This is a genomic window from Pseudofrankia sp. DC12 (genome assembly GCF_000966285.1).
In the GTDB taxonomy this organism is placed as follows: domain Bacteria; phylum Actinomycetota; class Actinomycetes; order Frankiales; family Frankiaceae; genus Pseudofrankia.
In genome coordinates this window covers 4,152,712-4,172,517 of sequence record NZ_KQ031391.1, presented here as the reverse complement: position 1 = coordinate 4,172,517, position 19,806 = coordinate 4,152,712, and the positions used below count along the sequence as shown (strand labels likewise).

The following is a 19,806-nucleotide window of genomic DNA, read 5'->3' as shown; positions in this document are numbered from 1 at the left end:
GACTGCTGTGCCCGCGCCCGCACCGCCGCCGTCGACGGCGCCCGAACCAGCCGCGCCCTCCGACGCGGCAACGACCGAGGAGGCCCCCGAGACACAGCCGCCATCGGCTCCCCGGGCCCAGCCGACCAAGCCGGCCCGAGTCAGGGCGTCGCGCGCGCGGGCCAAGGCGACGAACGCGGCCGTGGCCGCCGAACCCGCGGCGACGCAGGCCGTGCCGGCGCCGCCGGCCGCCCCGGACACCATGCCGGAGCCGGTCGAGACCAGAAGTTCGTCGGTCGGCTCCACCGGCAGCGGCGATCTCGGCGACCTGATCCGTTTACTGATCCCGGACGATCCGACCACCGGCCCGGTCCCGATCCCGCCGCCCGGCCCCGAGACCGGGCCGATGCTCCTGCCCCCGATCGACGGGCCGTTCGCGCCGGCCACGGCGACCGCGTCGGTCACGGTGACCGCGCCGACCGCCGGACCCGCCGGCGCACCGACCCGCGTCGTCACGTCGGCCGCCGCGGCCACCGACCGCGCGGCCGTCCACGACGACACGACCCACGCGGCGACCGCCCACCCGACCGATCCGCGCGCAGCCGACTCGCAGGACGCTGATCCGGACCAGGCCGGCCCGTCCGACACCGCGGCTGTCGAGGAAGACGCGACGGACGAGGGGCCAGCCGCGTTCACGGTCGTCGGGGTGCTGCCCGGGCGGGGACGCCGGCGCTGGGCCTGGGCCCGATGGCTGCGGGCACGGTGGATGTGGCTGCTCACCTGGCCGGCGGCGGCGGTCTGGTCGTTCGTGCCGGGGTGGCGCGGGGCACTGCGCTGGTCACTGGCCCCGCACACCACGCCGACGCCGGATGGGCCGCGGCGGCTGCGCTGGTTCCGGGAGCGCGGCTGGCGACGGTCGCCCCGCTGGTCGCGCCCACCGCACACGCCGATCCGACCAGGCTGGGCCAGAACCGCCGTCGACGTGACCGCGCCCGTCTACGCGGTCGCGTTCTCGCCGGACGCCCGGCGGCTGGCGACGGCCAGTGGCGACGGAACGGTCCGGCTGTGGAACATCACCGACCCGGCCGTGCCCTGGCAACGCTGGATGATCAGGACCCGGTTCGCCGTCGGGCCGGCGGTGGCGATCTCCCCCGACGGGGCCTGGCTGGCCACCGGCTACGACACGGCGCACGCCGCGCTGTGGCGGATCGACCGGCCGGGGCCGCCGGTGCCGCGCGCGCTGCTCGACCATCCCGGCGGACTGACCGGCCTGCACTTCTCGGCTGACGGGCAACGGCTGGTCGGCACGTTCGCCGGCGAGTCCGCCCGGGTCTGGGACGTCAGCGTCCCGGCCCGGCCCCGGGTGCTCGGGCGCGCCGGCGACCGACGCGCGGCTCGCGGCGCCGCGATGTTCCCGGACGGCCGCTGGCTGGCGACCGTCGGCGAGCGGGTCGAGTTCTGGGACGTCTCCTCGGCGCCGGTCCGCCGTACCCACCTGACGGCCGGCGAGGGCCCGCTGTTCGGTGTCGCGGTCGCGCCGGACGGCCGGACGCTCGCGGTCGGGCGCAACGACGGCGCCGTCGACCTCTGGCACACCGTCGACCCGTCGGCGCCGGCGCCACGGGCCTCGATCGACGCGCACTCCGGCTGGGTGACCACGGTCGAGTTCGGGTCGGACGGGCGGTGGCTGGCGACCGTCAGCGCCGAGCAGGTCGCGCTGTGGGATCTGACCGACCCCACCGTCCCGGTCGGCCGGCTGCAGGCCGGGCAGCCGGTCACCGCGGTGGCCTTCTCACCGGCCCGCGGGCTGTTCGCCGTCGCGAGCCTGGACGGGTCGGTCAGCCTGCTGCGGCCCACGGCGTCGATCGAGCTCTCGCCGGCGGAGACGGCGGCTCCGGTCCGGCTCGCCGATCTGGACGACCTCAATGACCCGGCGGACGCCGTCGGCGAAGACGCGATCCCGCTGCCGGGCCAGCGGCCCAGCCCGAAGACCACCGCGCAGGGCGCGGCCTTCGGGACCCTGTCCATCGTGCTGGGGCTCGCGCTCGCTCTCGGCCCCCGGCTCAACCTGATCCAGGCCCTCGCGGTGGTGGTCCCGGCCACACTGGGCCTGCTGATGGTCATCTTCTGGTGGCCGGCGGTCCTCGGGGGGCGCGGCGGGGAGGCCTCCGACGGCAACCAGCCTCCGGCCACCGACGAGGCCGGGGCCACGAAGCCGAGCCCGGTCCCCAGGACAGACACCGGGCCACTTCCGACCGGGGGACCCGGCACAGGCCCAATCCGGACCGCCAGGCCACTTCCGCCCACCGGTCCTCGGACCGGCCCGTTGCCGTGGACCGGGCCGCGGTCGAGCCCGCTCCCGAAGATCGGCCCCCAGACCGGACCGATCCCCACGACGAGGCCCCGGACCGGACCGATACCCACCACAGGGCCCCGGACCGGACCGATCCCGACGACAGGGCCGAAGACAGGACCGATCCCGACGACAGGGCCGCGGACAGGGCCAGCTCCGTACACCGGGCCGCGCACCGTTCCGCTGCCCCAGCTCCCCCAGACAGGGCCGCGGACGGGGCCCCTCTCGACGACCGGACCGGCGACGAGACCACTCCCGACGACCGGGCCAAGATCGGCTCCGCGAACTGCCGCGCCCAAGACGACCGCCGAGCGCGCCGGCCCGGGCAAGCACCCGCCTGATCGGACTGACGGCGAGAGCACCCTCGGTGACGGCCCGGCGAGGCCCTGAGACAGACGCTTCGGCGCTCTCGCCCGCCGGCCCGATCAACATCCCCCAAACTGGCCGGCCGGCGCCCAACCTGGCACTACGCTCGGATCGTTCGCCCGAAACCGGCGGATGCGTGGGCTTGACGCGCGGCTAGCCGGGCACGTCGAGCGCCAGCCGGCCTCAGGCTCGCGAACGCGCTGCGTTAGGTTAAAGGGATGAAGCGCCGCAAAGCCGCGGGAGCGGTCCGCCGGCCTTCGACCTACGGATACTCGACGTGATGGGGGGGCAGCCTTTGTTCACCGTCCGACGGGATCCGAACGCGGCCACGCTCAGCTCGGCCGCGGAGATCCCCCCGGTCCTCCAGATCGGGGATGTCGCCCGCCAGGTAGGGCTGTCGCTGCGCACTGTCCGGTTCTACGAGGAGGCCGGGCTCCTGACCCCGGTCGGGCGGACACAGGGCGGCTTCCGGCTCTACGACGAGGATGCTCTCGATCGCCTGCTGCTGATCAAGCGGATGAAGCCGCTCGGTTTCACTCTCGAGGAGATGCGGTCGCTGCTGGGCGTCCGCGATGAGCTGCGGCTGCCGGACCTGACCGCAGAGCGTCGGCACGAGCTGCAGGAGCGGCTCAAGACCTGGGCCGCGCTGGCGGAGCAGAAGCTCGCCGACCTGCGGGCTCGCGCCGGCATCGCGGCCGACTTCGTCGCCGGTCTGCACGACGACGCGACCCGTGGTCCCAGCACCCCCGCGACCGCGCGAGGCAGACAGGACGACACCGGCCACGGCCAGGAGGCGCTCCCGGACCGGGTCTGACCCGGTCCGGGAGCCATCGACGCGGGCGCGTGGGCAGCCAGGCCAGCCGGCCTGGTCGCCGCCGGCCGCGGACCCAGCAGCACTCATCCGTCCGAGTCCCGCATCGAGTAAAGGGTTCCGTTGTCCAACACCCAGAGCATCCCGTCCGCCGCCGGCGCTGGGGGCGAGGCCTACCAGATCGGTGACGTGGCGGACAAGGTCACCCTGTCGCTGCGTACCACCCGCTTCTACGCCGAGGCCGGGATCCTCGCCGCCGTCGGCGAGGACGGGACCGGCACGCCGCTGTACGACGACGAGGCGGTCGACCGGTTGCTGCTCATCAAGAAGATGAAGCCGCTCGGTTTCGCCCTCGAGGAGATGCGAGCACTCATCGACCTGCGCGACGAGGCGACCAGCTCCGGCGCCACCCCGGAGCGGCGCGCCGAGCTCCTGGAGCGGCTGGAGACCTGGATCGCCCTGGGCGAGGAGAAGCTGCGCTCGCTGGAGGAGCAGGTCCGCATCGCCGAGTCGTTCCTGGGCGTCCTGCACGACGACGCCCACCGCGCGCGGCGCGCCGCCGACTAAGGCTGGGGGCCGGACACGGCGCTCCGCGCCTCCGGCCCCCAGCCCTCGGGCGCTGAGCGCCCTCCCAACGCCTAACTAGCTGGGCGTGGACGACCTGGGCTGGCCTCCGCGGTAGTCGGCATCTGCGCCACGTCCCAGCACCAAGGCGACCGGCGGCACCACACGGCGCTCCGCGCCTCCGGCCCCCAGCCCTCGGGCGCTGAGCGCCCTCCCAACACCTAACTAGCTGGGCGTGGACGACCTGGGCTGGCCTCCGCGGTAGTCGGCATCTGCGCCACGTCCCAGCACCAAGGCGACCGGCGGCACCACACGGCGCTCCGCGCCTCCGGCCCCCAGCCCTCGGGCGCTGAGCGCCCCTCGCGATGCCTGGAGGCGCGCCCGCTGCGGTAGCACGGTGTGATGATCGCTCTTTTGACTCTCTGATGGCTGCGAGACAAGCCCGGTTACGACCACCCGACGGCTGAGATGGCGATCATCGGGCTGCCGGGGCCTGGCCGGGGCGGCCTCCGTGCCCGGGCGCTGGGCGTTCTCGGCATCGGGGTGTTCTGCCTGGGGCAGATCTGCTGGGGGCAGAGGATCGGCCGAGGTGGGGGCCCGGCGGGGCAGGCTGGGCTTACCGGACGGGACCGCACTCGCGTAGGTCGCGAGGCCCGACGGGCACAGCCGCCGGAGGAGCAGATGGCCGAGGGATCGGACGAGTTCGGGTTGGGCCAGCAGGTGTTCCAGCGCCTGCTGCGAGAGCGGATCATCTTCCTCGGCTCCGCCGTCGACGACGAGGTCGCGAACAGGATCTGCGCGCAGCTGCTTCTGCTCGGCGCCGAGGACCCGCGTCGCGACATCTTCCTGTACATCAACTCGCCGGGCGGCGTCGTGACCGCCGGGATGGCGATCTACGACACCATGCAGTACCTGGACAACGACATCGCGACCGTCGCGCTGGGCCTGTCCGCCTCGATGGGGCAGTTCCTGCTCTGCGCCGGCACTCCGGGCAAGAGGTACGCGCTGCCGCACGCCCGGATCATGATGCACCAGCCGTCCGGCGGCATCGGCGGAACCGCGTCGGACATCGCGATCCAGGTCGAGCAGACGCTGCACACCAAGCGGGTCATCCAGGAGCGGACCGCCTTCCACACCGGCCAGACCGTCGAGCAGATCGACCGTGACTCCGACCGGGACCGCTGGTTCACCGCGGATGAGGCCAGGGACTACGGTCTCGTCGACCAGGTGGTGGCCTCGGCCCGCGCCGTCCCGGCGGAGTCCCCCTTCGGCTACCGCACCTGAGCAGGCCCACCGGCGCCTCGGCGAAGATGTCCGTATGCCCACCTTCATCGAGAAGCCGACCATCATCGAGGCCGCCGGCAATCTTCCGAAGATCATCCGGGAGTACGTCGGGCGGGTGAACACCGGGACGCCCGGCGTGAGCATCGCCCACATGACCGCTCCCGGCGGCTGGGAGGAGCCGGGCCAGCGCCCCGAGTTCGACGAGTACACGCTGGTGCTGCGCGGGGTCGTCACCGTCGAGCACTCGGGCGGGCGGGTGGACGTCGGCGCCGGCCAGGCCATCCACACCGCGGCCGGCGAGTGGGTGCGCTACAGCACGCTCGGCGCGGACGGCGCCGACTACCTCTCGGTCTGCCTGCCCGCCTTCGCGCCCGACACCGCCCACCGGGACGACTGAGCCCACCCCTTCCCGGGGTTGCCGGACCTGGCCCATCCGGCCGGCCTACGATCGGTGCGAACGAGGCCTGCGGGCTGGAACCCTGGGGAGGCGGCGGATGGCCGAGTCGGGCGAGGCGCCACCGCTGCTGCGCCGGTTGGTCGGGGACGCGCTGCGTGGCTACCGGACCGACCAGGGCCGGACGCTGCGCGACGTCGCCGCCGCCGCGCGGGTGTCCATCCCTTACCTTTCCGAGGTCGAACGAGGCCGCAAGGAGGCATCTTCCGAGGTGCTCGCCGCGGTCTGCAAGGGGCTCGACGTGCGGCTGAGCGACCTGCTCGAACAGGTCCGCCGTGAGCTGCTCGCGCTGGAGCGCCGGCCCGTCCCGGCACCGGGGCCACGCCGGCCGGCCCAGGGCCCGCGGACGCCGGCTCGGGCTGGGGCCGCGGGTGCCGCCTCTGCTTCGGCGGCCCGACCGGGAGCCCCGGCGGCGCCGCTGCGCCGGCTGGTCGTGATCGCGCCCGCCCAGACGTCACGACAGTCCCAGTCGGGCCCGACCTGCCAGCTCGGCGCACCCCTGCCGATGACCGGCCAGCTTCTCCCCGTCCCGCTGGGCCGGCGCCGACGGCGCCCGGCCGGGGCGACCCGGGCGCCGATCGTCCCGGCTACCGCGGTCCGGCGGCCGCCCCGTGCGGGCGCACGGCCGAGCGGGCCACGTCACGCGGTCCGGGGCTGCCCGGCCCACGCGCGGACGACCCATGGGGTCACCGTGCCGCTTCTCCTGGTCTAGCCGCCTGGGCCGGCGCGCCGGCCCAGGCCACGCGTGACCTGGACTTTCCCGCACCGAAACGACAACGACGCTCCCGGCATCCTAGCGTGGGTCCGCCCGGCCGCCCAGACATGCGGCCCGCGGCTCCGTGTCTGTGGAGGCGAGCGATGGACTATCCCGAGTACCTGCGCAAGGTGCCGAAGGTCGAGCTGCACTGCCACTTCGAGGGAACAGTCCGGGCGGCGACCTTCGCCGGCCTGGCCCGCAAGCACGAGGTGGCGCTGCCGACCGACGAGGTGGCCCGGCTCTACGACTACGACACCATCTACGAGTTTCTGAAGATCTTCGGCATGGTGTCGTCGACCCTGATCGACCGCACGGACTTCGCCCGGTGCGCCTACGAGTCCCTTGAGGACGGGGTTCGGCTGGGCAACCTGCGCTACCGGGAGATGTTCTTCAACCCCACCCTGCACACCCGCCGCGGCATCCCGATGGCGACCGTCATCAACGGCCTGGTGGACGGCATCAGGGCGGCCGAGACCGACTTCGGCGTGCGCTGCAAGCTGATCGCCGACGTCTACCGGCAGGACGCGCCGGAGCTGGCCAGGCAGATGGTCGAGGAGGTGCTGGCGAACCGGGTCGACGAGCTGATCGGCCTGGGGATGGACGGCGCCGAGGCGCCCGACCCGCCGGAGAAGTTCGTCGCGGCCTACCGGGCGGCCAAGGCCGGTGGCCTGCGGCTGACCAGCCACGCCTCCGAGGACGCCCCGCCTGTCAACATCACCACCTGCCTGGACGTGCTCGGCTGCGAGCGGATCGACCACGGTTACCACATCCTGGCCGACGCCAGCGTGCTGAACCGCTGCAAGGACGAGGGCATCTACTTCACCTGCTGCCCGACATCGACCGCCGTCGTCTACGGCTGGCCGGACCTGACCGCCCACCCGATCAAGGGCATGGTCGCCGCCGGCCTGAACGTCATGCTCAACTCGGATGACCCGACCATGTTCGACACCGACATCGGCCGGGAGTACGTCGAGCTGTGCACGGCCCTCGGGTACGACCAGAAGACCGTCCGCACCCTGGTCCTCAACGGCGTGGACGCCACCTGGCTCGACGACACCGACAAGGCCGCGCTGCGCGCCGAGTTCACCAGCCAGCTCGACGCACTCGACGCGGCCCTCGCCGGCCCGGACCAGCAGGGGCGCTAGCCCGCCTCCGGCGCCGGGGGGTCGGCGGTCGTGAGGGCGGCCGCGACCGCGTCGCCGACCTCGCGGCGGCGGGCCTCGCCGACGACCTCGGCGCCGTCGGCCTCCTGGATGTAGAACGCGTCGACGACGTCCAGGCCGATCGTCGCGACGATCGCGGTGTGCACGTCGATGCCGACGCCGGCGAGCGCCCGCACGATCCGGAACAGCACCCCGGCCCGGTCGGGCGCCCGCACCTCCAGCACCGTCCGCGAGCCGGAGTCGTCGAACGTCGCCCGCGGCGGCCCGGGGGTGCGCCAGGGCCGGCGGGTCGCGTAGGCCTCCTCGCGGGCGGTGAGCTGGGCCGCGACGTCGAGCCGGCCCTCCAGGCCACGGCGGACGTCGGCGAGCAGCCGGCGCGGGTCGGGCTCCTGCCCGTGGGTCGCCGCGACCGCGGCCTGCAGCAGCGCCCGGCCGTCCGCGCCGCGCGCCGAGGCCCGGCGGATGTCGAGCCGGTTGATCGCGAGCACGCCAGCGGTGACGGCGAGCAGGCCGACGTGGTCGGGGGCGAGCACCACGATCTCGTACATGCCCTCGTCGGGCAGCTTGTTGACCTGCACCAGATGCTCGTCGGGCAGCGCGAGCAGGGCACGCTGCCGGTCGCTGAGCTCCCCGGGGTACGGCACCGGGCCGCCGCCGAGGACGGCCGTCGCCCGCACGACCAGGTCGCTGATGAGACGCGCCTTCCAGGCGCTCCAGGCCGTCGGGCCGGTCGCCTTCGAGTCCGCCTCGGTCAGCCGGTGCAGCAGGCCGAGTACCCGGATGCTGCCGGCCGCCTGCGCGACGGCCTCGACCGTGGCCAGGTCGTCGATGTCGCGGTGGGTCGCCGAGTCTGGCAGCAGCAGATGGTGGCGGACCATCGCGACCAGCACGTCGACGTCGTCCGGCGGGAGGCCGAGGCGGGGCCCGAGCTTCTCCACGATCAGGATGCCGGCATCGGTGTGGTCACCGGGGTAGCCCTTGCCGATGTCGTGCAGCAGCGCGCCGAGCAGCAGCAGGTCGGGCCGGTCGACCTCGCGGGTGTGCTGGGCCGCCTTCGCCGCCGCCTCGATCAGGTGCCGGTCGACGGTGTAGCGGTGGTACGGGTTGCGCTGCGGGCGGCTGCGCACGGCCGCCCATTCGGGCAGGACCCGGACGAGCAGGCCGACCTGGTCGAGCGACTCGAGCACGGGGACGGCATTGTCACCGGCGGCGAGCAGGGCGACGAGCGCGTCGAGCGCGGCCGGCGGCCAGGGGTCGGGCAGCGGCCTGGCGTCCCGGGCGAGCCGGTCGATCGCGTAGCGGCCCAGCGGGATGCCGGCGCGGGCCGCCGCGGCGGCGGCGCGCAGCACGAGCGCCGGGTCGCTGGCCGGGTCGGCGTCGCGGGCGAGCTGCACCTCGCCGTCCTGTTCGACGACGCCGGCGTCCAGCGGGCGCCGGGTCGGCCGGGCCGCACGCCACCGGGAGCGGGACCGCAGCGCGCCGCTGACCTGGTTCCAGGTGGTGTCCCAGGTCCAGGAGATGGCTCGGCCGGCGTCCGCCACGGCGTGCGCGAGCGCGAACGAGTCGGGCTCGCCGGGCTGGTCGGGTTCCTGGCTGCCGCCGCCGGCGCGGTAGCCGAGGGCGGCGGCGACCGCGTCGCCGTCCTGGAGCAGCAGCCGGTCCTGGTCGCGGCCGGCGGCGACGCGGCGGATCTCGCCCCGGACGTCGAGCAGCAGGTGCTGGGCCGCGCGAACCCGCTCACCTGGCGGCTCCGCGACCCAGGCGGTGGCGAGCGCGTGCAGCGCCTGCACGTCGCGCAGGCCGCCGCGGCCCTCCTTGAGGTCCGGCTCCAGCAGGAACGCGACCTCTCCGACCCGCCGGGCCCGCTCGGCCTGGAACTCGGCCAGTTCGGGCAGCCGCCGGTGAGCCCGGGCCCGCCAGCGGGTCCGGGCGGCCTCGACGAGGCGGGTGGCGAGTGCTTCGTCGCCGACGATCAGGCGGGCGTCGAGCAGTCCGAGCGCCGCCTTGAGGTCGCTGTCGGCCACCGACACCGCCTCGTCGACGGTACGGACGCTGTGGTCGAGGCGGATCCCGGCGTCCCAGACGGGGTACCAGATCCCGTCGGCGAGCGCGGCAAGCGAGTCGGAGCCGCGTTTGCCGTCGTGTACGAGCACCAGGTCGAGATCGGTGCCGAAGGCCGGCTCGCGGCGGCCGTAGCCACCGACCGCGATGAGCGCGACGCCGGGGCCCGGGTCGCCGAACAACGCGCGCAGCGCCGTGTCCGCGCGATCGGTCAGCGCGGCGCGCAGCGGGGCGCCGACGAGTTCCGGGAAGGAGTCATCGCGACCGCGCAGCGCCGCCAGCCCGGCGACCGCGTCGGGGCTGCCCGCGCCCGGTGCCGAGGCGGCGCCGGGGCCGGGATGACCAGTCGGCCGATCCACCGCGACCATCTCCAGATCCGTCAGCTCAGTCAGATCCTTGCCCGAGGCACGCTTATCTACCGAATCGGGCAGGCGGGACGACGCCCACGGCGCCTGGTCCACGTTCTCCGGACCGGCAGGGCAGGCACATCCACGCAATGACGTCGAGGGCAGAGACGTCAGTGGCAGCGAAAAGCGGAGGGCTCACCGACGGCGAGCCCCCCGCTTGTCAGGCCGTCACCCAGCGGGCGCGGCGGGAGCGGTCGGGAGTGCCCGGGAGTCCCGAGCCTCGGTACGCGTTCCGGCCGCGGCCGCGGCCGGAGGTTCTGGCGGCGCCGGTCGCGCGGGCGCCTGACGGGCGGCCACGACGGTCTCGCCGCTGGCCGACGTCGGTTCTAGAGGGCGTCGGAGCCGCGTTCGCCGGTGCGGACCCGCACGACGGTCTCGACGGGCACGACCCACACCTTGCCGTCGCCGATCTTGCCGGTCTGGGCGGCCTTGGTGATCACGGCCACGAGGTCGTCGACAACCTCGTCGTCCACGACGACCTCGACCTTGATCTTCGGTACGAAGTCGACCTTGTACTCGGCGCCTCGGTAGACCTCCGTGTGTCCCTTCTGGCGGCCGTATCCCTGAACCTCGGAGATCGTGAGCCCGTGCACGCCCCGGGCCTCCAACGCCGCCTTGACGTCGTCGACCTTGAACGGCTTGATCACCGCGGTGACAAGCTTGGTCATTGCTGTTCCTCTCCCTTGTCAGACCCGAGCCCCCTTGGTCAGGCCTGCGTCCGGTCCGGTGTGCCGAAACCGACCGGACCCGGCGACGCTACCGCCACCGCCGACCAAAGTGAACCTAAAAGCCTTCTCTCACCACAACCATCGACGGACCTGGCCCACCAGGACCACTCTCCCCCTCGACCGCGGGGCCGAACGGCGGATCGCCCACAGCGACCGCGCCAGGTCTTCGGGTCGCCGACCCGCGGCTACGTGGAGTAGTCACCGCCACCGCCACCGCGCGAGCGCGACCAGTGAACACCCACAGTGACACGACCGGCTCCAGGCCGACGATGGCCAGAAAGCGTCTCGCAAAGACGCGCCGCCCACGGACCTTCAGCCGCGGGAAAGCGCTGCCCACGGCGCCGGGGCGGGCGCGCTCGCGGGTACCGCCGAGAAGACCAAAGAATCCTTTTCAGACATCCTGAGGCACAAAAAGGCGAGGGTGTGCCGATTTCGGCACACCCTCGCCCATCGAACCGTGGGGCCGCCCAGGGAGGCGCAGGAAGAACCTCCGCCGCCCCGGGTCAGACCACCGTGACGCGACCGATCAGGCCTGTGCGTCTTCAGGCACGAGCGACGGAGCCGGGGAGGAAACGGTACCCGCGCCGCCGATCGAGCTGTACTGGTACGCGGACTCGCCGTGCAGGACCTCGTCCATGCCGATCTCTTCGTGCTCTTCGCTCAGCCGGCCCTTGACCACGTACCGGATGAACAGGCCCAGGATCAGCGTGCCGATGGCCGAGTAGCCAAGGGTCGCGCCGACGCCGATGGCCTGCCAGCCGAGGACGCTCCAAGGCCCGCCGTACAGGACGCCGTCCTTGCCCAGCGGGTTGACGTCCGTGGTGGCCAGGAAGCCGTTCAGCAGGGCGCCGAGGACACCGCCGACCAGGTGGACCGCGCCGACGTCGAGGGCGTCGTCGATGCCGACCTTGCCCTTGATCGCGGTGGCGAGAGCGCAGAGCGCGCCGGCGAGAACACCGACGACGATCGCGCCCATCGGCGAGACGAAACCACAGGCCGGGGTGATGGCGACCAGACCGGCGACGGCACCAGAAGCGGCACCGAGGGTGGTCGGCTTGCCGTCACGCAGCCACTCGACCCCGACCCAGGCGAGCGAGGCCACACCGGTGGCGATCTGGGTGTTCAGGAACGCCCAGCCCGCCAGCGAGCCGGAGCCCGCACCCGAACCGGCGTTGAACCCGAACCAGCCGAACCACAGGATGCTGGCGCCGAGGACGACGTACGGAACGTTGTGCGGACGGAAGTCGCCGCCGGGCCAGCCACGGCGCTTGCCGAGCACGAGCGCCAAGACGACACCCGCGATACCGGCGTTCGCGTGGACGACCGTTCCACCGGCGAAGTCCATGACGGCGTGCTTGAACAGCCAGCCGTTCGCGTTCCAGACCCAGTAGGCGATCGGCGAGTAGATCAGAACCGACCACAGGGTGACGAACAGGCAGAACGCGCCGAACTTGAGGCGGTCCGCCGTCGCGCCGGTGATCAGCGCCGGTGTGATGATCGCGAACATCATCTGGAAGGCGACGAACACCGTCTGGTGGGTGGCGCTGCCCTGCGGGTTGATCGACCCGATCGCGGTCGGGTCACCCAGGTGCTGCATCGCGGCGTAGTGGAAGCCACCGAAGAAGCCGTTGGCGTCCGGGCCGAACGCGATGCTGTACCCGACCAGTGCCCAGACCAGCGTGACAATGCCGATCGTAAAGAAGTTCTGCATCAGCATGCCGAGAACGTGCTTGCTGCGGACCATGCCACCGTAGAAGAAGGCGAGTCCCGGCGTCATGAAGAGCACCAGCGCGGAGCTGGCGAGCATCCAGGCGTCGTTCGCGGACAGGCCTGCGTTGGTGACTGCGTCCTGTAGTTCTTGTGGGGACATATCTCTCCCGTCGTACTCCCCCCGCGCGAGCCGCCGCGCGGACTACGGTCCCCGGTTCGCCTGCTCGCGGCACTCGTCCCGGATCCTCCGGTGTCGAAGGTTCTTTAGGCGCTGTTCCAGACCAGTGACCGCCCTGTTTCTGGTGTGTGAATTCGCTAAATTGGGCCGCTGGTGGTCGAGGACGGTGTGCCTGCAGTGGGTGTCCGGAGACTCTCCGTGTCGATCAGCGCAGATGCGTGACTGTACAACTTCGGACAGTTACTGTGACGCGCCGTGTGCAATACACGATCGGAGGGCCCCCATAGTGGCTGTGGTCTGTCTCAGGACCCGCAGAAGCCGCGGTGTTGGCCCGTCAAGGTCACGACCGCATCCGTCCGACGCGGCCGGCCTCCGGGGTCCCGCGGTCTGCTGGGATTTCTGATCGCCGGGTGGTTGGCCCTCGCTCCTGGGGTGTCACCCGCTTGGGCGCAGCCCGTGCCGTCCTCGTCTGGCGCACCCGACACGATCGCCGGGCTGACGGCCCAGATCGCCTCCGTCCGCGACCAGCTGGCCGGGCTCGACGCCCAGCTGACGGCGGCGACCGAGGCGTTCGACGCCGGCCGGCTGCGGCTGGAGCGGGCCCAGGCCGCCGCGGACGACGCCGTGCAGCGCGTCACCCGCGCCGACCAGACCGTCCAGGAGGTCGTGCGAAAACGGCGCGACCTCGCCGCGTCGGCCTACCGTGCGGGCGGTCTGAACACTCTCTCGGCGATCCTGGGCGGTGATCCGGGCAGCGCGCTCGACCGCGTCGGCGCGCTGGACGCCCTCTCCCGCCGGGCCGGCGCCGCCGAGACCCAGGAACGGCTGGCCCGGGTCGACCTCACCCAGGCACGGATGGACGCGCAGGCATCGCTGGCCGCGGCGAAGGCTGCCTTCGACGACGTCGCGACACAGAAGCAGATCATCGAGACCTCCGCGGCCCGCCAGAAGGGCCTGCTCGACGGCCTGGTCAGCAAGCAGGCCGACCTCGAGCGGAAGGCCCGGGAGGAGGCCGCCGCGGCCCAGCGCGCCCGCCAGCAGGCCGCGGCGGCCGCGGCGGCGCGGATCGCCCAGCAGGCGGCGGACCAGCAGGTCCAGCTGCGCCAGCAGTCGGCGCTCGTCGGGCAGGCAGCGGGCGCGTTCGCCGCGGCGCCGGTCACGCCCCCGGCACCCGCGGCAGCGGCCACCGGCAGCGGCGGAGCCGCGGCCGCCGTGGCCGAGGCCTACAAGCAGCTCGGCAAGGCCTACGTGTGGGGGGCGGCCGGCCCCGACACGTTCGACTGCTCAGGGCTCACGCAGTGGGTCTGGGCGAAGGCCGGCGTCCAGCTGCCGCACTACACCGGCGACCAGTGGAACGCGGGGCGCCACGTCACCCGCGACCAGCTGATCCCCGGTGACCTGGTCTTCTTCGACGCGAGCCTCGACCATGTCGGCATCTACATCGGCAACGGTCAGATGATCCACGCTCCGCACACCGGCGCCGTCGTCCGGATCGAGAACGTCTGGTGGAACGTGTTCCAGGGCGGCATCCGCCCTGGCGGCTGACCGCCGTCCCAGCGGCCCGGCTCAGGCCCCGGCTTCGGGGCTCGGGCTGGCCGCGACGGCCTCCAGAACGGCGCTGACGTCCTCGTGGCCCTGGCCGTGGGGGCGGGGGGGCCACGGGAGGCCGGTGCGGCCTTACCGGCACCAGAACTCGTCGAGAACCGGGGGCGTGCCGCGGTGGAGGCCGCCGAAAGCCCAGCCGTGAACGGTCCGGCCGGGCTGGTGCTGCGTCGGGCGAGCCTCTAACCGAACTGCTCGGCCATCTCGACGAGCTCCTTGCACTTCGGGCAGACCGGGAAGCGGCTCGGGTCCCGGACCGGCTCGAACTTGAAGCCGCACAGCGCGGTCACTCGGCCGCCTTCAATGGAGGCCCGCACGATGTCCTCACGGCGGGCGAAGTGGGAGTAGTCGTCGCCCTCGCCCGTACGCGTGTCGGACGTCTCTGGCCGGATCTGCGTGGTGCTCACCCGTCGAGTGTAGTTCTCGGCCGCGCTTCCCGCCGGCAGGGGATTCGGCGCGTGCCCCGGTCCCGGTGGCCATCCAGGCCGGAATCCGGCCCCGACGCACCGGTGGAAGCGGCCGTCCGTCGGGTTGTTGCCGTTGACGCGCCGGGTGGCAAGCCCGGGCAGCCCAGGAGACTGTTGTCAAGGGCCGTTCTGACGGCGCGCCCGGTCGGCCCGGTGCGTCGGCACGCCCCTGGGGGCTCTTGTAGCGGCGAGTGCCGGCGTACCCTGGTAGCGAACGAAGGAGGCCGGTGACTGCACTGATCGACAGTACCGAGATGTACCTCCGTACCCTGTACGAGCTACGGGAAGAGGGCATCCCGCCGCTACGCGCGCGCTTGGTGGAGCGGCTACATGTCAGCGCTCCCGCCGCCAGCGAGTCGACGGCTCGGCTGGCGCACGAAGGCCTGGTCTCGCTCGCCGAGGACCGGACCGTCCAGTTCACCGACAAGGGCCTGCTTCGGGCCACCGCGGTGATGCGCAAGCACCGCCTTGCCGAGCTGCTGCTCACCAAGGTCATCGGCCTCGACTGGGCTCTCGTCCACAACGAGGCCTGCCGCTGGGAGCACGTCATCTCCGACGAGGTCGAAGCACGCCTGACGGTGCTACTGGGCGACCCGAAAGTTTGTCCGTTCGGCAACGAGATCCCACCCGCAGTGGAACAGCTCGCGGTCGGCAGCGGCATCCCGGCGAGCCTGCTCTCCACCGCGGACGGCGCGGCCGGGCAGGCCAAGCCGGTCACCGTCGGCTGGATCTCGGAGCGGCTACAGAGCTACGAGGACGTCATGCGCCGCCTCCAGGAGGCCGGCATCGTCCCTGGCGCCCCGATAGTCATCGAGTCCGCCGGCGACATCGTGAGGATCCACCAGAACATCGACAAGCCCGCCCAGATCGACCGCCGAACCGCCTCCCTCGTCTACGTCCAGTAGTCGCGCCCTTGATCGGGGCCGCTGAACCTGGCCCAGCGGCGCCTGACGTGATGCCTCGTGTTGTCTCCCACCTCCGGCCGGACGGCCTGTCGTACCTGGGTCGCGGCCCTGCGGGCGATCCGGCGTACTCTTGCTTGGTCGACACGCGGCATGATCCGGTTTCAGCCGGCTCCGGCCGATGCGCCCGCCCTCGTAGCTCAGTGGATAGAGCGACCGCCTCCTAAGCGGTAGGCCGCAGGTCCGATTCCTGCCGGGGGCACGTACAGCATCCACGCGAGAGAGAGTTCCTGTGTGGGGTCCGGGGGCGTTGGTGGTGCCTTCCGCGAGGGCTGCGACCTGGTCGAGGTCGACGGCCGGAATTTTGATCGTCATCTGGACTTCCTGCCTTTCGTGGTCGAGCTGGACGGTGAGCTGGGTCAGTTCGTAGAGGCGTCGCTGCAGGGCTTCCGGTGCCTGGTGGAGCTTGAGCCTCAGCTCTGGTAGGGCGTCGAGGAGTCGGAGGTTGTCGGGGCCGGGCCTGTCGGGTTCGGCGGCGTCTGCTTCGTCGAGTTCGTGGATCTTCGCCTCGGTGATCTTGCGTTCGGCGTCGAGCTGGTTGTAGGTGGCGCGCAGTCCTTGGGTGAACGGGTCGTCGGGGTCGCCGTCTTGGGCTTGGCGCAGGAGGTTGGCTTGCCGGCGGGTCAGGTCGTCGGTCTTCTTGTGGAGCCGGCCGCGTTCGGCGTCGCGTTCCTGGGCGGCGCGGTCGTCGTAGCTGGCCATGTCCGCGGTGAGCAGGGTGATCCGGCTGCGGCCGAAGACCCGTTCGGCGTAGAAGTCGGCGATCGCGGCTTCGAGGACGTCCTCGCGGATGCGGACGGTCTTGGGATGCCCGTCGAGCTTGTCGTCGCGGCCTCGGTTGGCGGCGCGGGGCCAGCAGATGTACCAGACGGGTGCGCCGGGTTCGCGGACGTTGCCGAACATCCGCCGCCCACAGGTGCAGTGGACCATCCCCCGGAACACATATGTTCGTTTGCTCGCGGGATGGCTGTTCAACGTGTTGGTCTGGCGTGAGCCGCGCCGGTCCTGGCGGTGGGCGTTGAGCTCGTCGAACATCCACTTCGGGATCAGCGGTTCGTGGACGGGCTTGTCCGACCAGACCCACTTCTCCGGCCCGTTGACCGCCCCGTGCCGCGACCGGCTCGCCCGGCGGTTGAACACCTGGTAGCCGGTGTACTTCGGGTTGGACAGGATGTCCGCGACCGTGGACCTGCCCCAGGCGCCGCGGGCCCGGTGCGCCCCGCCGACTGGCTCGGGCGGCGGCCAGCGTTCCGGGTCGGCGTTGAGCGCCTCGGCGATCGCCCCGTAGCCGAGTTTCCGGTAGTAGCGCCAGTGCGCCATCTGCGTGACCGTCTCCCCGCGCAGCCCGTCGGGTTCGAGGCGGGTCTTCGTCGCCCCCCGGTCGGCTTTCGCCGGGTTCGGATGCCGGAGGATCTTGGCCCGGTAGCCATGCGGCGGTTTCCCGATGTTCCAGCCGTCCCGGATATGGGTGCACAGCCCACCCCAGGAGCTTTCGAGGGTCTGCCAGACCTCGTACTCGGCGACCGATTGGTTGATCCGTCGCTGCAAGATCTGCGAGGCCCGCGGCCCGTCGACCTTGATCGGCTCGTTCCACGCCAGGAGCGCGACTCCGGCCGCTTCGAGTTGGCGTTCGATCGCGAGGGTCTCGTACATCCGCCGGGCGATCCGCGACATCGACTCACAGATCACCACATCGAACCTGTGGTTCGGATGCGAAGCCTCGGCGAGAAGATCGTCGATGCCTCCGTCGCGGGGGATCGGGATGTCGAACCGGGACACGTCCGCCCCGTGGCCGCGGTCCGCGAGGTCTTTGCGGCCGGACTCGACGTCGTAGTAGTGGGCGACGATCACCCACGTCTCCGGTAGCGCGGACTTCGCCCGGTCCAGCTGACGGATCAGTGACTGGCGGGGGTCCTGCTGCTCCTCGGTCGAGGTCCGCCCGGCGAACGCGACCCGGACCTCCCGCTCCAGCAACGCCAGCGGCAACGCGAACGGCGACACTGCCAGGTCCGACAGGGCCGGGCTCGCCGGACGCGCCGGGTCCGTCGCCCGGTTCGCCGGGCCGAGTCCCGGACGACCTGGGTCGGCCGCCCGGGACAGATGACCAGGGTCGATCACGCCGCCTCCCCTTCTTCCGCTGCGCCACCGTCCCGCGCCGCGCCGCCGCCGTGGTCTTGTCCGGCGGCCCAGAGCAGAAGATCACGGATCACGTCCGCCAACTCCGCCCGAATCCGATCGGCTTCCGGACCGGTGATCGTCTGGACCTCGCCGTGGAACACCCACCGCCGGCCCGACCCACCCCGCGACCGAGGCCGCAACGCGAGGACTCGCGCATCCGGCCCCTCGGGCCGCTCCCCCACCGACCCGTTCGGGTGTTCGGTGGTCGGCGCGATCCGGCCAGCCCGCTCGTCGGCGCGCCGGGTGATCCGAGGGTCGCCGCTGCCTTCGGGGGCGCCGGCCGCTGTCAGGGCGCCTCCCGGCGTCGCGGGAAACGACGGGGCAGAAGTGGAGGTCGGCAGGATGGGGCAGCCGCTCCCAGCAGGGCACGGGGCAGTATCCGGCTCATTGACCACAAGAATAACCTCCGGACGGTCGGGAAGGGAACCCCGCAAACACGGGAAATACTCCGATCCAGGAATGGACCGCGGACACACAATCGCCGGAGCCGGGTCCGGATTCCCATCTACGCCGGAGGCGGAGGACCGACCGGGAAAGGAGCCGGGTCCGGACCCGGACCAACCCCCGGACCGCACGCCGACCGGCGGCGGGTCGGGGGACGGACGCGGGCTGCCCGCGGGCGCGGCGCCAGGCCCGGCGTCGACCGTGTGCTGTGGCGCAGGGGATAGGGGTCGGGCGGGGCGGGGCTGGTCACGGGCGGGGGAACGGTCCGGATCAGCGTGGGCAGGGTCGGTCACAGGAGGTCCTCCTTCCGCGCGGCTGGAACCGCAGCTACATAAGAAACCCGATTTTGACCCCCATTTTCCGCCAGTCGATCTCCAGAGTTGTTCGAACGTTGTGCAACAGGGTGTGCGGGTGTTAGGCCCAGCGACCTGCTGGGCGGCGTGCTTTCCGCCGGACGACTAGTAGGAATTGCCCCTACCCATCGGAACGCCGGGCCAGGAGATCGAAATAGGCTCTGACGTGCATTGCCAGCGGAAAATAGTGCGCACGGACTAGTCCGATTGAACGATGACCGTCGGCCGCAGCGACCCGGCCACCCCGAGGGTCGCCGGTGCCGCCCGCCGCCCTCCCACGCCCGCGACCCCCGCGGGACCGGCGACCAACCTCGGGTGATCACCGACTGTCCGGCGGGCGGGTATCGGACCGGTCGGCAGGTCGGCAACGGCCCGGAGGGCCGCTGGGCGACCCGCGCCGCGACCGGGCGAGCCCGACCGGCATCGGCCTCGCCCCGGCGACCAGCGCGCAGCGACCGCAGGCGCGCCGAGGCAGCTGGACGAGCGACGGCCGGGCCAGCGGCTCGCGGAGAAAGGGAAAACATCTCGTCGGGCACGACGCGGGTGTCCTTTCCGGGCTCCACTTGAATCGGAGGAGTCTGAGGACACCACATTGATGCCAGCGAAAAGACAGCGCGATCTTGCACGCTCTGCCAGACGAAGATCGCTGTCAGACAGCGGGCCGCACAGCCGAACCGTGCACCCAGCCGAACCACCCGGCCGCGAGCCAGACGCCAGCGACACCTCTGGCCTGCCAGCAGGCCACTGACCTGCGGCGCTGCGATGCCAGCAGCCATGCACGGGTACCGCCGGCCTCCCGCCAGCGGGTCGCACGCCCCATCCTCCAGACACCCAGCGAAAAATCTTGAAAAGACTTCGAGACATTCCGCCAAGAGGCCAGCCGCGCATGCCAGCGATCAATGACTCGACCATACTAGTCCTGTGCCAGCGACAAGATAATCGGCTATGCACGTCCTCCAGAAAGGCCCGACCGGCAGGCGAAGCC

The 19,806-nt window shown here is 72.2% G+C and carries 15 protein-coding genes, 1 tRNA gene and 1 pseudogene; 11 read left to right on the top strand and 6 right to left on the bottom strand.

Annotated features, from left to right (window positions below; translation table 11 throughout):
* Positions 1–7 precede the first annotated feature (7 nt).
* The 7 genes from FRADC12_RS28500 to add all read left to right on the top strand — a co-directional run bounded on the left by FRADC12_RS28500 (position 8) and on the right by add (position 7,713).
* Positions 8–2,722 (top strand): WD40 repeat domain-containing protein, encoded by a 2,715-nt coding sequence (locus tag FRADC12_RS28500; protein ID WP_198152945.1) that lies wholly within the window; start codon positions 8–10, stop codon positions 2,720–2,722.
* Between the two features lie 256 nt (positions 2,723–2,978).
* Positions 2,979–3,512, top strand: coding sequence for a MerR family transcriptional regulator (locus FRADC12_RS16690; RefSeq protein ID WP_045877338.1), 534 nt, complete (start codon positions 2,979–2,981; stop codon positions 3,510–3,512).
* A 120-nt stretch (positions 3,513–3,632) separates the two neighbouring features.
* Positions 3,633–4,076: a MerR family transcriptional regulator gene (locus FRADC12_RS16685; protein ID WP_045877337.1), complete on the top strand. Its 444-nt coding sequence runs from the start codon at positions 3,633–3,635 to the stop codon at positions 4,074–4,076.
* A 678-nt stretch (positions 4,077–4,754) separates the two neighbouring features.
* Positions 4,755–5,357: an ATP-dependent Clp protease proteolytic subunit gene (locus FRADC12_RS16680; RefSeq protein WP_045877336.1), complete on the top strand. Its 603-nt coding sequence runs from the start codon at positions 4,755–4,757 to the stop codon at positions 5,355–5,357.
* 34 nt (positions 5,358–5,391) lie between these two features.
* A complete protein-coding gene (locus tag FRADC12_RS16675) occupies positions 5,392–5,754 on the top strand; it encodes a cupin domain-containing protein (protein ID WP_045877335.1) in 363 nt (120 codons plus the stop codon).
* 97 nt (positions 5,755–5,851) lie between these two features.
* Complete coding sequence (locus tag FRADC12_RS34050; RefSeq protein WP_052710965.1) at positions 5,852–6,523, top strand: helix-turn-helix domain-containing protein; 672 nt, start codon at positions 5,852–5,854, stop codon at positions 6,521–6,523.
* Between the two features lie 146 nt (positions 6,524–6,669).
* Positions 6,670–7,713, top strand: coding sequence for an adenosine deaminase (add, locus tag FRADC12_RS16665; RefSeq protein WP_045877334.1), 1,044 nt, complete (start codon positions 6,670–6,672; stop codon positions 7,711–7,713).
* Here the strand turns inward: add and FRADC12_RS16660 are convergent.
* The 3 genes from FRADC12_RS16660 to FRADC12_RS16650 all read right to left on the bottom strand — a co-directional run bounded on the left by FRADC12_RS16660 (position 7,710) and on the right by FRADC12_RS16650 (position 12,797).
* Positions 7,710–10,160 carry a [protein-PII] uridylyltransferase gene (locus FRADC12_RS16660; RefSeq protein ID WP_232303852.1) on the bottom strand — a complete coding sequence of 817 codons (2,451 nt, stop codon included), beginning with the start codon at positions 10,158–10,160 and terminating at the stop codon, positions 7,710–7,712. The genes add and FRADC12_RS16660 overlap by 4 nt on opposite strands.
* Positions 10,161–10,525: 365 nt before the next feature.
* Positions 10,526–10,867, bottom strand: a complete 342-nt coding sequence (locus FRADC12_RS16655) for a P-II family nitrogen regulator (RefSeq protein WP_045877333.1) — start codon at positions 10,865–10,867, stop codon at positions 10,526–10,528.
* 586 nt (positions 10,868–11,453) lie between these two features.
* On the bottom strand, positions 11,454–12,797 hold the full coding sequence (locus tag FRADC12_RS16650) for an ammonium transporter (RefSeq protein ID WP_045877332.1): 1,344 nt from the start codon (positions 12,795–12,797) through the stop codon (positions 11,454–11,456).
* Positions 12,798–13,271: 474 nt separating this feature from the next.
* Here FRADC12_RS16650 and FRADC12_RS16645 point away from each other — a divergent pair, with 474 nt between their 5' ends.
* Positions 13,272–14,360: a C40 family peptidase gene (locus tag FRADC12_RS16645; protein ID WP_232303851.1), complete on the top strand. Its 1,089-nt coding sequence runs from the start codon at positions 13,272–13,274 to the stop codon at positions 14,358–14,360.
* Positions 14,361–14,599: 239 nt separating this feature from the next.
* Here FRADC12_RS16645 and FRADC12_RS16640 read toward each other — a convergent pair whose 3' ends face one another.
* The gene (locus FRADC12_RS16640; RefSeq protein ID WP_041259778.1) at positions 14,600–14,824 is read right to left on the bottom strand and encodes a DUF3039 domain-containing protein; all 225 of its coding nucleotides are present in this window, start codon (positions 14,822–14,824) and stop codon (positions 14,600–14,602) included.
* Between the two features lie 287 nt (positions 14,825–15,111).
* Here FRADC12_RS16640 and FRADC12_RS16635 point away from each other — a divergent pair, with 287 nt between their 5' ends.
* From FRADC12_RS16635 to FRADC12_RS16625, 3 genes are all read left to right on the top strand, one after another.
* Entirely contained in the window at positions 15,112–15,789 is a 678-nt protein-coding gene (locus FRADC12_RS16635) for a metal-dependent transcriptional regulator (RefSeq protein ID WP_045877331.1), read from the top strand.
* Positions 15,790–15,975: 186 nt separating this feature from the next.
* Positions 15,976–16,048: transfer RNA gene (locus tag FRADC12_RS16630), tRNA-Arg, on the top strand.
* A 32-nt stretch (positions 16,049–16,080) separates the two neighbouring features.
* On the top strand, positions 16,081–16,272 hold the full coding sequence (locus FRADC12_RS16625) for a hypothetical protein (RefSeq protein ID WP_045877330.1): 192 nt from the start codon (positions 16,081–16,083) through the stop codon (positions 16,270–16,272).
* A gap of 387 nt (positions 16,273–16,659) precedes the next feature.
* On the opposite strand, the pseudogene FRADC12_RS34970 reads toward FRADC12_RS16625, so the two are convergent.
* Both FRADC12_RS34970 and FRADC12_RS32370 read right to left on the bottom strand, forming a co-directional pair.
* A pseudogene (locus FRADC12_RS34970) lies at positions 16,660–17,625 on the bottom strand (recombinase family protein); the annotation flags it as partial.
* Positions 17,626–17,960: 335 nt separating this feature from the next.
* Complete coding sequence (locus FRADC12_RS32370) at positions 17,961–18,125, bottom strand: hypothetical protein (RefSeq protein WP_198152944.1); 165 nt, start codon at positions 18,123–18,125, stop codon at positions 17,961–17,963.
* Positions 18,126–19,806: the final 1,681 nt, after the last annotated feature.